Origin of the sequence: uncultured Oscillibacter sp. (assembly GCF_947654275.1) — a bacterium.
GTDB lineage: Bacteria > Bacillota > Clostridia > Oscillospirales > Oscillospiraceae > Oscillibacter.
In genome coordinates this window covers 1-13,734 of record NZ_CANTJS010000035.1, presented here as the reverse complement: position 1 = coordinate 13,734, position 13,734 = coordinate 1, and the positions used below count along the sequence as shown (strand labels likewise).

Below are 13,734 nucleotides of genomic sequence, written 5' to 3'. Positions count from 1 at the left end.
AGTTTTGGAAAGGGAAAAAGCGCACTAAATGGGATATTCCTGTCCAGTGCTATTATTGGAGAGTGCTCTCCCTTTTACATTTGACTGCTGATTACCGCTCCAATGGTGTCTGCCGCATCCTGCTTCATCTGTGCCATGGCGTGGGTATACGTGTTCAGCGTAAACCCTGCCGAGTAGTGTCCCAGAGCGCCGGAGAGGGTTTTCACGTCCACACCGTTCTTTAGGGACAGCGTTGCGAAAAGATGCCGCATATCGTGGAAGCGCACATGTTCCGCGCCTATCGCTTTCAGGATTTTATCGTGAGTCCGCCGGAAAGCATCAGGATCATACATTGTTCCGGTTTTGGGCGATGGGAACATATACGGATTACCCGGATGCTTCTGGTGTTCCTCAATCAGGAGATCAACTGCTTGCTGAGGAATTACCAGCGTCCGGACGGAGTTCTGCGTCTTCGGCGGGCTGACTACCAGTTCCCCTTTGATGCGGTTGACCTGCTTTGTAACGGAAATTGTTCTGGACCCGGCATCCAAGTCCGTCCAAAGGAGGGCCAGCAGTTCTCCCCTTCTCAAGCCCGTTGTTAGTTCCAGATAAAATGCTGCCAGCAGTCCCCGACGCTCCGCCTCTGCCAAGTACATACCGATCTTCTCCTGCGGCAGGATACGCATCTCCTTCTTTACCAGCTTCGGCAGTTTGCAACCCTGAGCTGGATTCGCGAGAATCAGTCGTTCCGCTACCGCTTGGTCCAGGCAGTTGTTCAACAGCGTGTGAACACCTCTGACCACTCGCGGGCTGAGGCTCCTATCCTTCAACTCAGGATACCCCTTGCGCTGGACTCGGCCATTCTTCTGGAGGTTGTTGTAAAACCGCTGGATTTGAATGGTCGTCAATTTGTCCAGCATGATTTTGCCAATACCGGGAACGATGTGGTTTTCAATATAATTCATGTAGTACTCCCGTGTGTTTGGCCGGATACGAGGCTCGGCGTAAACCTCATACCATGTTCGCACCCACGATGCCACCGTGTAATTTCCAGCTTTGGAAATATCCAGCCGCTGGCTATCGCCTATGGCGGATTTCAGTTTTTCCTTGACCTCCGCCTGTGTCCTGCCGAGGACATTTCTTGTAATGCGCTTTCCAGTTTCCGAATCATAGCCCGCTGTATATCGCCCTTCCCATCGACCGTCCTTACGCTTGCGAATATTCCCTTCGCCGTTCGCCCTGCGCTTTGCCACCTGCTATTCACCTCCGCTTCTGATCTCGCCGTCGTTGTCATCCATACACTCAGCCATGATCCTGACGCCCAACCGAAAGCCCAGGATGAAATTCTCGGTTGCTGTGATGCTGTTGATTTCATGCTGTGACCGGATGAGTTTTGTAAGAGTCTCTTGCTCAGTTTCCTCCAGCTGTTCCATGAGCTGATTTTCATATTTAGCGATACGGTCCACCGCCCGCTTCAGTTCTGAGCCAGATGTCATCTGCTGCTCACAAGGCGTGATGTTGCCGTAGTAGATATCTTCCAGAGTTTTCCTCATCTCCACCCACCTCCTTTTCAGCAACACACATTACCATTGACCGGCCTCAATATCCAGCGGTTTTCCCACAGTTATCAGAAAGTTTGAAATTATCTCGGAGGAAAAAATTCTTATCTTTGTCTATAGCGACACAGATTTTGAGCTCGTCACATCGACATGGACGGGCCCTGATATTCCTCGTGATCGTCCGCCTTATGCCCCATTGCAATCTTCTTCTCACAAATCCGACCCATGAGCTTGCTCTCCACATGACCTCCCGCAGGATTGGGTGGCGGGAGCATCTCCCAGAAAATATTGCTCATGTGGTGGAGAAGCCTCACAGTGCAAAGAAGAACAGACGAATTATACTAACGGTGTTCCAGGAGGATCTGGGCGGATTCATTACCTTGATCAGCGGACAGCGTTAGCCAATACTCTGCCGCCTCCGGATTCTGTTCTACCGCCTTGCCCTGCAGGCAGAGCCTGCCGAGAACATACTGCGCATACTGGTTCCCTTGGTTTGCGGAAGAGGTCAGCAACTGAATCGCCTTGCCAGCACCCTTCGGAACGCCGTTGCCCAGAAGATACATCTTCCCGAGGGAGTACTGAGCGTACTGACTCCCCGATTCACAGGCACGCTCGTACCACGCCACCGCCTCACTGAGCCGCCCCTGCTCTTGGAGCAATTTTCCCAGAGCGTATTGAGACTGCACATCCCCTATCGCAGCAGAGCAGTGGAACCATTTCTTCGCTCTTTCGTCATCCGGCAATTCACCAAGACTGTCCCGGTATACCCTGCCCAAGTGATACGCGGCTGAGGTAAAACCCTTATCCCACAATTGCTCCAACACTCTCACCGCATCTCGTTTTTCTGCCTGTGTGGCATCGTCATCGTAGAGCAATGCTGCTGCCTGACGATACTCCAGCACCTCACCGTATCTGGCGCCTTTCGGAAGGACTTCCGAATCTACTTCCGGCTCGTCCTCCATTTTCGCGTCTTCGAAGGTGAACACACCCAGCCGCAAATTTTCCGCCTCTCGAATAATCAGATTCTTGATCGTTCGGAATTCCTTTTGCTGTGAAAGCGGCAACCGCTGACGAGGCTCGTCCTTGTAGTAACCCTCCAGTTTATCTCGCAGGCCGTTCCAGACTTCATAGCACTCCGCCACCTCCGGAAGCTTCGCCAGCTCGTCCACGATGGCATCCACCTGAGCCTTGGCCGATTTCTTCAAGTAGCCATAGACCTTTTTGCCCTTAACAGTTTCCAGCGACTGTGACAGCTCCAGCAGCTTGTTTTCAATCACTGGGCTGCCGCAGCAGGAACCTGAACGTATCTTCTCCTGCAACTCTTTCATGGTCCGGCGTACCTCCGCGACGAGTTCCCCTTAGGAAACATCTTTCTCTTGATAGAGCGCATACATTTCATCCTGAAAAATATTATTGGTCAGTTTGGACCGAATCATCTTGACGCCTTCTTTGGCCAGCCGTCCCTGCTTTGGATCTGCGGACCAGACCATGGCGTGAACATGAGGGTGATGGCCTTCGTCATGGAAGGCGGCGTACCAACGGAGCTGGTCCGGCGGAATCTTCATGGCCTCTGCAATCTCCACCTGATGGGCCTTGATTAGCTTTTGCCAGCTCTCAGCGCAGTCATAGCTAAGGCGCGCCGCATCCTCCCGACGCAGGGACCAGATGAACGTCCACACATTTCCGGTGTGCGCCTCAATTTCTTCTAGTGCGGCATCCAGCGACACAGGTTGGCTGCTGAACAGGCCATGCTTACCGTGGCGCTCCACGCGGGGCCTGGTCGCGATATACTTCATATAGCCATCTCTGTTAGAGAACTTGTGCGCGTTTGCATCCAGCACCGCAGAGATCAACGCAGAGGCGTTGCCGGTAGTCGGTGCCAAACGATATCCGCTGTATTCGTCCAGCTCATTGGCGTCAGGAAAATCCCGGGGCACGTTTTCGATGAGCTGTTGCTGCCCCTCTGTCACTGGACTACTGCCTTCCAGCTTTTCCACTCGCTCACGAGTGGCGATGTACTTCATATACCCGGACGCGCTGCCTGCTTTGATGTAGCCACTCTTTTGAATCAGCCTGACCATTGATCATCCCATCCATTCTGGTACTTGACGGCATCTTCGAGATTGATGACCCCATTGGTCTTTTTGGCGTCCCGGATGCAGCGTGCCCGCAGACGTTCCAGATCATCCAAGGGAATCTGATTCACCGCCGCGGTGATATTCGAGGTCATGTCCTGCTACACGACCAGTTTGAACAGCAGTTTGCCGTTCCGGGTACCCAACGCTCCCAGCTTGCCCTCCAGCACATCCGCAAGGACACGTGGGAGATAGCCGACGGCGTTTTGCGTATTCAGATAGCCGGTGTAAAAGCGGATGGCCTTTTCAATATACTCGTTTTTCGTCGTACAATTGTCTTTTGTATAGCTGCTTTCCACCTGGCTCCACGCATCCGGAGTGAGCCAGACCGTGTGCCGCTTTTTATCTTCATTCATGCTGAAATATCCTCCTTATTCCAAATTAGCGTCATGCCAAAGCCTTCAACGGCGGGGCTTAGAGGGCCCCTTCGAAATATCAGCGTCAATCGACCTGCTCTCCCGCCAAAAAAGCGTCAGCCTTTGCCCCCGCAACTGCCCGCACTGCGGGCAGAAGTGGCCAGCGGGGCGCCAACAAGGCGGCACGCTTTTATCCCGCTCCTCCTTCTCGTTTCCCGTAAATTTGCCAACACGGGGCCGTACAGCCTCGGTACACCTCTTCATACTGTCGGGGGTGTTGTGGTTGGCCCGTCGACACGGAGCGGCTCCTGCGCCGCACACAGCCGCGACAATCGGGCCTGCGCTTTCTGCCGCTCGGTATCCAGCTCCAGCTGACTGAGCTGCCGCTCGTGGTAGTGATCCACCGCCTCCTGAATGGGTCGGATGTAGTAGCGCAGTGTTCCGTTGCGCTTGCGTCCGTCTCGGGTGACGACGGTGGTGGGCTCCGTGCGGATGAGACGCTTGTCCTCCAGCTCCAGCACATACTTGCGGACAGTGTTGGCACTCATCCGCACTGCTTTACCGATGGTTTTGTAGCTGGGCCAGCATTGGTAGGTGTTACGGTTTTCACAGCAGAGCAGGTAGGAGTAGACGGCCAGAGCGCCGGGCGACAGGCCCAGCAGGAATATCTCGTTAGGCAGCTGGAAGTAGTTCTTGATTGGATCACGCTTGGGCCACGGTGTGTACTTCAATCTGCACCTCTCTGGGTGTGCTGCGACACCCACTCCACGAATTTTTCTTTGGGTACTACGAGTCTGCTGCCGATTTTGAGAACGGGAAAATCCGGCTCATGCACCAGTTCGTACCCACTGGACGGCGAGACGCCCAGCACCTTCGCAACCATCTCTGCGTTCTGGAACAGCGGCAGTTCATCGCAGCTCTTGTAGTTTGACTCTTTCATTTTGATCCACCTTATATCCGATTGGATTTTATTTATCGCTCTGATATGATGAGGGTAACACAAAATCAACAGTCGTACAATAGATTTGGCCCAGGATGGGGAAACGCCAAAAGTCTATCGGATACAGGAGGGGGCGGCATGGCAGAGAATACCTTTGACCGATTCTCGGTTTTCTTTACCGGAGACACTGTGTTTCTGGATGGAACCGTTTTTCCGCTGGGTCAGCTTACCACGGAGGTTCTGAACATAGACAGCAAGATACTGACGGAGATCGACCGGCGTGTTAATCACTTCATGTCCGCTGTGTGGGCGTTGCTCCAGGAAAAAACAGACAGCGCCGCCCGTTCCGCGCAGGAACGGCTCAACGCTGTCTGGGATTTGGTTTTTGATTTGCCGGTCTACCGGAGTCTGCGCTTGGACACAGAGACTGCCCGGAGCTTGTTTCCTGACCTGCTGTTCGACCGGACGAAGTGGCCGGAGGTTCTGGATGTTGACTCCGAGAGTCACCGGATGTTTGAGGAATTTCTCTCTGGACTGGAATACTTTGCAGAGAGCCTGCGGAATTTCAGGGGGCAGTTGGAGGGGATGCTGGAGCTTTATTTCGAGCCTCTCTCTCGGCGCAGTAACGAAGCTTACGCAGAAGCCTACGCCGCCTACTTTACCGACATGGCAGCCGCTGGAGAACTGTTTTTTCCGGAACAGGAATTCAGTCAGAGCTTTCCCGTGCAGCTTTGCTTTGTTCCGATGGCACATCCGATGGAAGCAGGAAAAACTCTCTTGGCAGAGAAAGTGGAGTTCCATTATCTCTCTCACTTTCTTTATACGGATTTTTACCGGGGTCTGATGGCAGGCAACGCACCCCGCCGCTGTCATAACTGCGGGCGCTATTTCCTGCTGACCGCAGGGTACAACACCTGTTACTGCAACAACATCGCCCCCGGTGAGACGGAGCGCACCTGCCGCAAGGTCGGCGCGCACAGAAAGGCGAACCATCCCACAGGGCTGAGTCCGGCAGGTGTGGAGTACCGGAAGGTTTACAACCGCCTGAAGGCGAGGAAGCAGAGAGGGAAGATCAGCAGAGATGAATGGAACGCTACCTTGTCACAGGTACAGGAGGTACTGGATTTAGCGGAGCAAGGAAAACTGACCGACGAGGAAATGCGAAAGTTGTTTGCCACATTTTAACCCCTTATTTCCTTGTTTTCTGTGACGCAATATTGAGCTGTTTTAAGGAGGAAGCGTTCAGCTTCTGCCAGCGGAATCTTACAGCTTGCCCTATGTGTTCCAGAAGAACCGCAGAGCGTTATACATATACTCGTTGGCGGCGGTTCCGTTATGGGAATAGCCCTCCTGCTCCCGGAAGGATAGGTTGCCCTCAGCTTCGCTGTCTCCAAAGGTAAATATCTCAGAATCTGTACCCATATCCATGACACCCCGCTTAAAGCCGGAGTAGGCAAAGTCATCCGTGCCGGAGGCGGTGAAGATGAAAAAGTCCCCTGGGCTGTGGCCGGAAGATTGGACGATCTCCTCCATATAGGCCCGGTTGCCGATAGGTCCGCCGCTGGAGGGGGCAAAGTAGCGGAAGTAGTCCAGGCAATACTCAAAGGCGTGCCATGTGTTCATGCTCCCCATGGAGAAGCCTCCAAAAGCGCGGTGGTCACGGGAGGCGGCGATCCCTTTCAAATCCGTTGTCTCGGCAAAGGTGCTGTATTTGCTCTCGGCGGCGGGAATCAGGTCGTTTACCAGTTCATTGTGGAAATTATCCACCAGCCGGAGGGCCAGGGAATAATTGCCGCTATCCGATTCACTGGTGTTGTTATAAGTGGGCAGGACAATAATAAGCGGCTGGATCAGCCCGTCCTCGATGGCGTGATCCACGATATGCTTGAACTCGTGGGGGCGCTCTGGGGTCCCCATGGTGGTGGTTTCGTTGCTCCAACCGCCATGGCTCAGATAGAAGATGTTGTACTGCTTGCTCTCATCGTAGCCATACGGCAGATAGACCCAGGCGGTCTTGGTGAGCTTTTGGGACTTTTCCGCATAGGAAAAGGATTCCCAGGTCTGATATTCCAGCTTTTCTAACGTCCCCGGATGCTGGGCGGGCTGCTGGTATCCTTCTGGGACATACTCCAATTCCTCTGGGATGATTCCGCTCAATGCGGTGCGCTTCGTCTGGCTGAACAGCCAGCCCATGATTTTTTCATCGCTTGCGAACAGTCCGCCGCCGCCATGCTCGTTATTGACGCCCTTCGCCGTAAAATAAGACTTTTCCTTGATGTCCAATACCAGCAATCGATCAATTTCCTCCTTTGACAAGCCCTGATCCTGGTACAGTCCATAGAGCGTGTCATAGGCTTTCTGCGTAGGTTCGGAACCATAGTATTCATCGTTTCTGCCGACTGCCAGATAAACAGGGGTCCGGCTTTGGGCCAGCACTGCGAGATCGCCGTCCCACTGGGAGGAACAATGCAGATAGGCCGCAAACAGCTCCGGGCGTTTTCCCATGACGATGGACATGGTTTCCCCACCGCCGGAATAGCCATTGGCATACACCCTGGCCCGGTCTATGTTATAGTGCTTCAGAAAGTATTCCACCAGGGCTATCGTCTGGTTGGCGGAGGTTTCGCCCCAATCACTGAGTTGCGGCGCGACAACGATCATCTTCTCGTTGTACTTTTGCGCTTCAAAGCCGAAGGACTCCGCCTTGATGTTGGAGGCAACCCCTTGGAAGTACAGCCCCTCATAACCGGGAAGCGTAAAAAACAGGGCATAGGGCTTGCTGCCGTCATAGCTCTCCGGGATATACACGTTATAGTGAATATCGCCGTTGGTTCCGGTATGGAGGACATTATCCACCGTAAAGCCCCGGTAGGTTTCCGTACCAAGAGTGACAAACTGATCTTCCCAAAATGCCGCCGCATCCTTGATCCAGCCCTCGGCCACGGTTCCCGTCCCCAGACCGAACCCATGGCCCAGCCCCTCGTATGCGTGGAACTCGGTGGGGATACCCTGGGCCTCCAAAGCCTCCAGCCGCCGCTCCATCGTCCGCCAGCTTGCGATACCGTCATTGGTTCCTACGCAGGCGTATGTGGGCGGGTCGCTCTCTGTGTACTCGCTGTGGCCCGTGTACTGCATGATGACCGCACCGGGCTTGGGCAAGTCCCCGCCGCCGAACGCTTCCGGGCCGTAGCTGCCCAAGTATGCCGCCATCCTGCCTCCGGCAGAGCCGCCCCAGAGGGAGTAACAGGCGGTATCTACCTCCAACTCATCCGCGTGTTCAAAGATGAACTGGATGGCCCTTGCCAAGTCCTCACAGGCGGTCTGCGCACCGGGACGGTAGATCAGGGCAAAGGCGTTGTAGCCCATTTGGGACAGCTCCAGAGCGTGGGGGAAGCTGTCGTGCATGGCCCCCACATAGGCAAAACCGCCGCCAGCATTGCAAATGGCGAATCGCTCACCAGGGGTTCCCTTGAAGAAAAACAGCCCCGTGTCCTTCTTGGCGGGATCAGCAGCTTTTTCTTCCTCGGTATAAATATCATAGAAGATCGTGTCCCCGGCCTTTGCATGGAGGTACATCGTATTTACAATCTCCACGGTCTTGTCCGGGTCGATATGGCTGTACCAAGTCAGCCCCAAGTCACCCAAGGTGTTCCCACTGTAATAGCTGCTATTCGCTGGAAAGATCAACCGGCCATAGCTGCCAAAGACGGGATCACCCATCACATCGGATATGGGCGTGTCGGCAGTATAGAGGGCGTCTCCATTCTGCGCCGAAAGATTCGTTGCCAGCGGCTCCGGCCCTGCGGCAGCGGCCATTTGCGCTCCGCCGCCGCAGGCGCTCAGAAGCAGTGCGGATAAGGCAGATAAAAGACAAATTGAAATCATCTTCTTCATAATGCTCTCCATTTTGATTGGCATTGCCTCCTGTGTGGAGGGGTGCTGAAATGATAACACATGAACTTTAACTCAAACTAAACCAGCAGATACAAGGAACTCCCGTGCGGAGCGGACTGCGGCCCTGACGGTCGAAGTCGTTATGCCGCACGGGAGTTTTTATCAAAGTGTGCTTACCACTGTCAGCGGATAAAATTGGTGAAGGTCATCGGTTCCTGATTAGTAATTCAGACCGTTGACCCAAGTGATGATCTCCTGCTCCGCGTCCTGGATGCTGTTCCGGGAGATGGTCAGACCGTCCAGCATCTTTGCGTTCGGTTCCAGGCGCTGGATGGTAGCAGGCGTTCCGGCGAAGCTGCTGCCGCCATGGGTGCTGAAAGGAATTACTGTCTTGCCGCTGAAATCGTAGGTATCGAAGAAGGTGTAGAGGATTTGGGGCAGGTCGCTCCACCAGATGGGATAACCGATAAAAATAGTATCATAGCTGTCGAAGCTGGAGATGGAATCCTTGATGGCGGGGCGGGTGTCCTGATTCTGCTCATCCCGCGCCTGATCTACCAGAGTGGTATGGTCGGTGGGATAAGGGGTCTGAGGCTCAATGCGGTAAATGTCGGCGTTGGTTGTCCGCTGAATGACCTGGGCCATGTACTGTGTGTTGCCCAATACTTCGCCGTCGATGACTACGGTGCTGTTGGCCTCCTCGGTGGTCATGTTGTTGGGGTTGGTGGTTTCCGGCATAGAGAAATAGGCCACCAGGACCTTGGATTCACCGCTCTGTGCGGGCTGGGTATCTGCTTTGGGGAGGTCCAGACCGTTGGCCCAGGCCGCAATGTCAGACTGGGAGGCCCGCTCCGTGAAGCGCCGTCCCTCCTGCCAGTTTCCAGTACCCGCCATCTCTTTCAGCAATTCTCCGCTCTGTCCCAGGCCGGAACTGGTGGAGGTGCAGAAGGGGATCACAGTCTTTCCGGTGAAGTCGTTGTTCTTCACAAAATCATTGACCGGCCATGCGGCGATGCCCCACCAAATCGGATAGCCAATGAAAACCGTATCGTAGTCCGCCCAGTTGTCCACGGTGGTGTCTGCCAGCTTTACATCCTGCTTGGCGGGATCGTCATGCTCGGCGTTGACCCGGCTGCCGGAATCGGTCCAATTCAGGTCGGCGCTGGTGTAGGGCGATTCGGGAATCAGCTCAAAGAGATCGGCGTCCAGCGTATCGGCAATGGCGTTCGCGACAGCTTCTGTGTTGCCGCTGGCGGAGAAGTAGGCCACCAGAATCTTGCCATTCCCGGTGGAAGCGGGAGGCGTAGAGGTTTTGCCCATATAGTTGTAGAGTGCGGAAACGATCTCTCCACGGGTGGCGTTATCAGTGGGGGCAAACCGTCCATCACTGCGGGCGTCGATGATACCATTGGAGCGGGACCAGTCCACTGCTGTCTGTGCATAGGCGGAAATAGCGTTTTCATCCGCATAATTCTCGGCGGAGGCGGCGGGAGAACCAGCCCAGCGCCAGAGGATCGTGGCCACCTGCTGACGGGTGACCGGATCGTTCACGCCAAACCGCCCGTCCGGGTATCCGGCAATCAGGCCGGCGTTTTCCGCCCAACTGAGCGCATTGATGTAGTAAGCCCCTGCCTCCGCGTCAGAGAAGCGGGATGTGCCGGACGCGGCGGGCGTCCCTGCGGCGCGATGGAAGATGGTTGCCAACTGCGCGCGGGTCACATTGTCGTTCACACCAAAGCGGCCGTCACCATAACCGTAGATATAGCCGTTGTTGGAGGCCCACTGAACGGCTTCGGCATAGTCGGACCCCGCCGGTACATCGGTAAATTCTGCGGCGTAGGCCGTGATACCCAGGGCCAGCAGCATCGTGACCGCCAGCAGGCAGGAGAGGAAACGTCTCAGATTTTTCATGTTGTAAAACTCCTTTTCTTATTTAAGATTCAGTCCGTTGACCCATTCCACCACATCGGCTTCGGCCACACTGCTGCGGAACCGCTGGCCCTCCTGCCAGTCGCCGGTCCCCGCCAGTTCCGCCAGCAGTTCGCCGCTCTCCCCCAAGCCGGAGGAAGAAGATGTTGCGAAGGGGATGACCGTTTTGCCAGTGAAATCGTTGGCGCTCACGAAGTTGTCCACCGGCCAAGCGGCAATGCCCCACCAGATGGGATACCCGATGAACACGGTGTCGTAGTCCTCCCAGCCGTCTACGGTCGTCTCCGCCAGTTCCATGGTCCGCAGGGCGGGATCGTCATGCTCCCGGCTGACCCGGCTCTCGGAATCCGTCCAATTCAGATCAGCAGAGGAATAAGGTTCTGACGGGGTGATCGCAAAGGTGTCGCCGTCCGTGGCGTTGGCGATATATTCGGCTACGGCCTCGGTGCTGCCAGTGGCGGAGTAGTAGACCACCAGCGTTTTTCCATTTTCGCTTTCAGGAGCGGCAGGAACCTGGGGGGCGGTGCTGTTGGAGACACCTGCGTTGCTCTGAATCCAGGCTTCCACGTGTTCTGCAATCACATCATTGTTCAAGTCCTGGAACATGAAGTGGTCATTGCCGGTGATCCCTTCTTCAGGCAGATGCACCACCGTGCTGTTCCCGCCTGCCGCTGTATAAGCCTCCGTGAAGGTGTCCGCGCTGGAGGCCATCATACCCCACATACCTGCCGCCGGAACGTCGGTGAATTCCTGACCGATGTAGTCGCCATAGTAGAACGTAACGGGGATGTTTTTCTCCAGAAGGGCGGCGTAGTCCTCGCTGTCCACCATGGGAGCCATACCCGGTTCGATAGCCACGATTGCGGCAATGTGGTCGGTATATCGGGCAGTTTCCCAACCGGGCATCCCGCCCTGAGAGTGAGTCACCAGAATAGAATCTTTTCCAGTCCGCGCATAGACTTCATCAATCGTTGCCGCCACCGCCTGGGCCACTACGGTCATATCAATATTCTGGTCGCCGTTGGCGGCATCCATGGCGGTGTCCGGGGTCATCTGGCGGAAGAACTGATCCAGCACATCCTCTCCGGCAGGGAACTGGGACCCCTCATTGCGGGTAAACTCGTTGTCCAGGTAAGTGCCGATGCGGAACTGGGTGTACCATGTCTGGTCAGACGGCTCTGTGGAGATGGTCCCGGCCACGGAGGTCTGTCCGGCCTCGCCCCGGCGGGGCTGGTCGATAAGGAACACGCTGTGGCCCATCCGCAGGAACAGGTCAGACCAGCCGGGGCGTCCGTCCGGTGTAGTCATCCAGCCCATGCGGGACTGACCGTAGCCGTGGAGGAACACCATGGGCAGACCGTTCGCCTCTGCCGGAATCTGATAAAACACATTGGCGTGGTCCACATGGGAGGTGGACCCTTCTCTGGACACATAATAGTTGGAAACATCAAAGGTACCGTCTGAGGTCAGCACCGTGCCGCCAGCGGAGAACATCCCCTGCTCGGCAATCACCAGCGCATCAGGATAAGGGTTGACCGGCTCGTTGGGTTGAATGGTGGGCGGTGTGCTGTTGTCCACCGCAGGCTGGCTGGGGGTGCCGGCACATCCGGCCAGCAGGGAAAGGAGCATAGCTGCCGCTAAGAGCAGTGCTGAAATGGGTTTCGTTTTTTTCATGGTGTATAACCTCCTATTTGACTATTTTTGTACCACCGAACACCTGGGACATCTCCATGTTGTTCAGCTCGTTGTCCAGTGCCTGTACTTCGGAAGCTGTCAGCGAAATATCTGCTGCCGCCGCGTTCTCCCGCATCCGTTCCAGCTTGCGGGTGCCGGGGATGGGAACGATATAGGGCTTTTTGCACAGCATCCATGCCAGAGAAATCTGGGCGGGTGTCGCCTCTTTTTCCTCCGCCAGCCGGTGCAGCAGTTCCAGCAACTCCCGGTTCCGTTCCACACCCTCCGGGGTAAACTGAGGCATGACGCTGCGGTAGTCCGTTCCGGTTTCAAACCGAGCGTCCTTTCCGTGCTTTGCGGAAAGGAAACCATTTGCCAGCGGCGAGAAGGCAACAAAGCCGATGTTCAGTTCTTCCAGAGCGGGAAACAGGCTCTCATACCACCGCGCCATCATGGAGCAGCGGTTCTGAATGGCTGTTACCGGGCAGATAGCGTGAGCGCGGCGGATGGTGTCCTCATTCGCTTCAGACAGGCCCCAGTGGGTGATCTTCCCCTCCCGGATCAGATCAGCCATCACCCCGGCCACTTCCTCCACCGGCACATTGGGATCGGCCCGGTGCTGGTAGTAGAGGTCGATATGGTCTGTACCCAGCCGTTTCAGCGAAGCCTCCACGGAGGCCCGGATCACTTGGGGCCTGGAATCCGGTATCATCGGCTTGTTCACCGCCAGATTGGCCATGTCGAACCGGATACCGAACTTGGTTGCTATGACTACCTGATCGCGGCAGGACTTTAGGGCGGTTCCCACCAATTCCTCGTTGTGGTGGGGGGCGTCTGCCGTTCCGTAGACCTCGGCGGTATCGAAGAAGGTATATCCCATATCCGCCGCCTGCTGAATCAGGCGGATGGCCTCGGTTCGATCTGTGGGCGCACCGTAGGCATGGGAGAACCCCATGCACCCAAGGCCAAGGGCCGAAACCTTCAAATCGCGCCCTAATGTTCGCTGTTCCATAATGAGTCCTTTCTGTTTTGATCTGAATACTGCTTCCTTGTTACAGTCTGATTTTAACGCTCCAGAGGGAAAAACAGAAGTCTCGATTAGTTCATCAGTATCAAGTCCAAGGTTGATGCTAACTGACGTAAAAAGGGCTGAGGTTTCATGCCTCAGCCCTTCCGTTTGCCGTATCTTATTTCAAAATGCTATACTGGTTCTCGTCAACTGCTTCGCACCATTCGGTGTGTCCGCCATCGCCGGGAACCTCCATGGC

Annotated in this window: 12 protein-coding genes and 1 pseudogene; 1 reads left to right on the top strand and 12 read right to left on the bottom strand. The window is 55.4% G+C overall.

Annotated elements, in window-relative coordinates; translation table 11 throughout:
* Positions 1 to 74: 74 nt before the first annotated feature.
* The 8 genes and pseudogenes from Q0063_RS10040 to Q0063_RS10005 all read right to left on the bottom strand — a co-directional run bounded on the left by Q0063_RS10040 (position 75) and on the right by Q0063_RS10005 (position 4,969).
* The gene (locus tag Q0063_RS10040; protein WP_297871837.1) at positions 75 to 1,232 is read right to left on the bottom strand and encodes a site-specific integrase; all 1,158 of its coding nucleotides are present in this window, start codon (positions 1,230 to 1,232) and stop codon (positions 75 to 77) included.
* 3 nt (positions 1,233 to 1,235) lie between these two features.
* Entirely contained in the window at positions 1,236 to 1,532 is a 297-nt protein-coding gene (locus tag Q0063_RS10035; RefSeq protein ID WP_297871836.1) for a DUF6809 family protein, read from the bottom strand.
* A gap of 347 nt (positions 1,533 to 1,879) precedes the next feature.
* Complete coding sequence (locus Q0063_RS10030; protein WP_297871852.1) at positions 1,880 to 2,500, bottom strand: tetratricopeptide repeat protein; 621 nt, start codon at positions 2,498 to 2,500, stop codon at positions 1,880 to 1,882.
* A 36-nt stretch (positions 2,501 to 2,536) separates the two neighbouring features.
* Positions 2,537 to 3,562: pseudogene (gene mobP3 / locus Q0063_RS10025) on the bottom strand (MobP3 family relaxase); the annotation flags it as partial.
* Positions 3,563 to 3,606: 44 nt separating this feature from the next.
* Positions 3,607 to 3,768, bottom strand: a complete 162-nt coding sequence (locus Q0063_RS10020) for a hypothetical protein (RefSeq protein WP_297871835.1) — start codon at positions 3,766 to 3,768, stop codon at positions 3,607 to 3,609.
* Positions 3,769 to 3,774: 6 nt separating this feature from the next.
* Complete coding sequence (locus Q0063_RS10015) at positions 3,775 to 4,029, bottom strand: hypothetical protein (RefSeq protein ID WP_297871834.1); 255 nt, start codon at positions 4,027 to 4,029, stop codon at positions 3,775 to 3,777.
* Positions 4,030 to 4,289: 260 nt separating this feature from the next.
* The gene (locus Q0063_RS10010; protein ID WP_297871833.1) at positions 4,290 to 4,760 is read right to left on the bottom strand and encodes a helix-turn-helix domain-containing protein; all 471 of its coding nucleotides are present in this window, start codon (positions 4,758 to 4,760) and stop codon (positions 4,290 to 4,292) included.
* Positions 4,757 to 4,969, bottom strand: coding sequence for an AlpA family transcriptional regulator (locus Q0063_RS10005; protein WP_297871832.1), 213 nt, complete (start codon positions 4,967 to 4,969; stop codon positions 4,757 to 4,759). The genes Q0063_RS10010 and Q0063_RS10005 overlap by 4 nt, the downstream gene beginning before the upstream one ends.
* Before the next feature lie 138 nt (positions 4,970 to 5,107).
* Here Q0063_RS10005 and Q0063_RS10000 point away from each other — a divergent pair, with 138 nt between their 5' ends.
* Entirely contained in the window at positions 5,108 to 6,154 is a 1,047-nt protein-coding gene (locus Q0063_RS10000) for a DUF6076 domain-containing protein (RefSeq protein ID WP_297871831.1), read from the top strand.
* 90 nt (positions 6,155 to 6,244) lie between these two features.
* Here Q0063_RS10000 and Q0063_RS14755 read toward each other — a convergent pair whose 3' ends face one another.
* The 4 genes from Q0063_RS14755 to Q0063_RS09960 all read right to left on the bottom strand — a co-directional run bounded on the left by Q0063_RS14755 (position 6,245) and on the right by Q0063_RS09960 (position 13,478).
* On the bottom strand, positions 6,245 to 8,887 hold the full coding sequence (locus Q0063_RS14755) for a prolyl oligopeptidase family serine peptidase (RefSeq protein ID WP_367180361.1): 2,643 nt from the start codon (positions 8,885 to 8,887) through the stop codon (positions 6,245 to 6,247).
* Between the two features lie 195 nt (positions 8,888 to 9,082).
* Positions 9,083 to 10,774: a flavodoxin gene (locus Q0063_RS14750; protein WP_367180360.1), complete on the bottom strand. Its 1,692-nt coding sequence runs from the start codon at positions 10,772 to 10,774 to the stop codon at positions 9,083 to 9,085.
* Positions 10,775 to 10,792: 18 nt separating this feature from the next.
* Complete coding sequence (locus Q0063_RS14745; protein WP_367180359.1) at positions 10,793 to 12,466, bottom strand: flavodoxin; 1,674 nt, start codon at positions 12,464 to 12,466, stop codon at positions 10,793 to 10,795.
* Between the two features lie 13 nt (positions 12,467 to 12,479).
* Positions 12,480 to 13,478, bottom strand: a complete 999-nt coding sequence (locus Q0063_RS09960) for an aldo/keto reductase (protein ID WP_297871830.1) — start codon at positions 13,476 to 13,478, stop codon at positions 12,480 to 12,482.
* Positions 13,479 to 13,734: the final 256 nt, after the last annotated feature.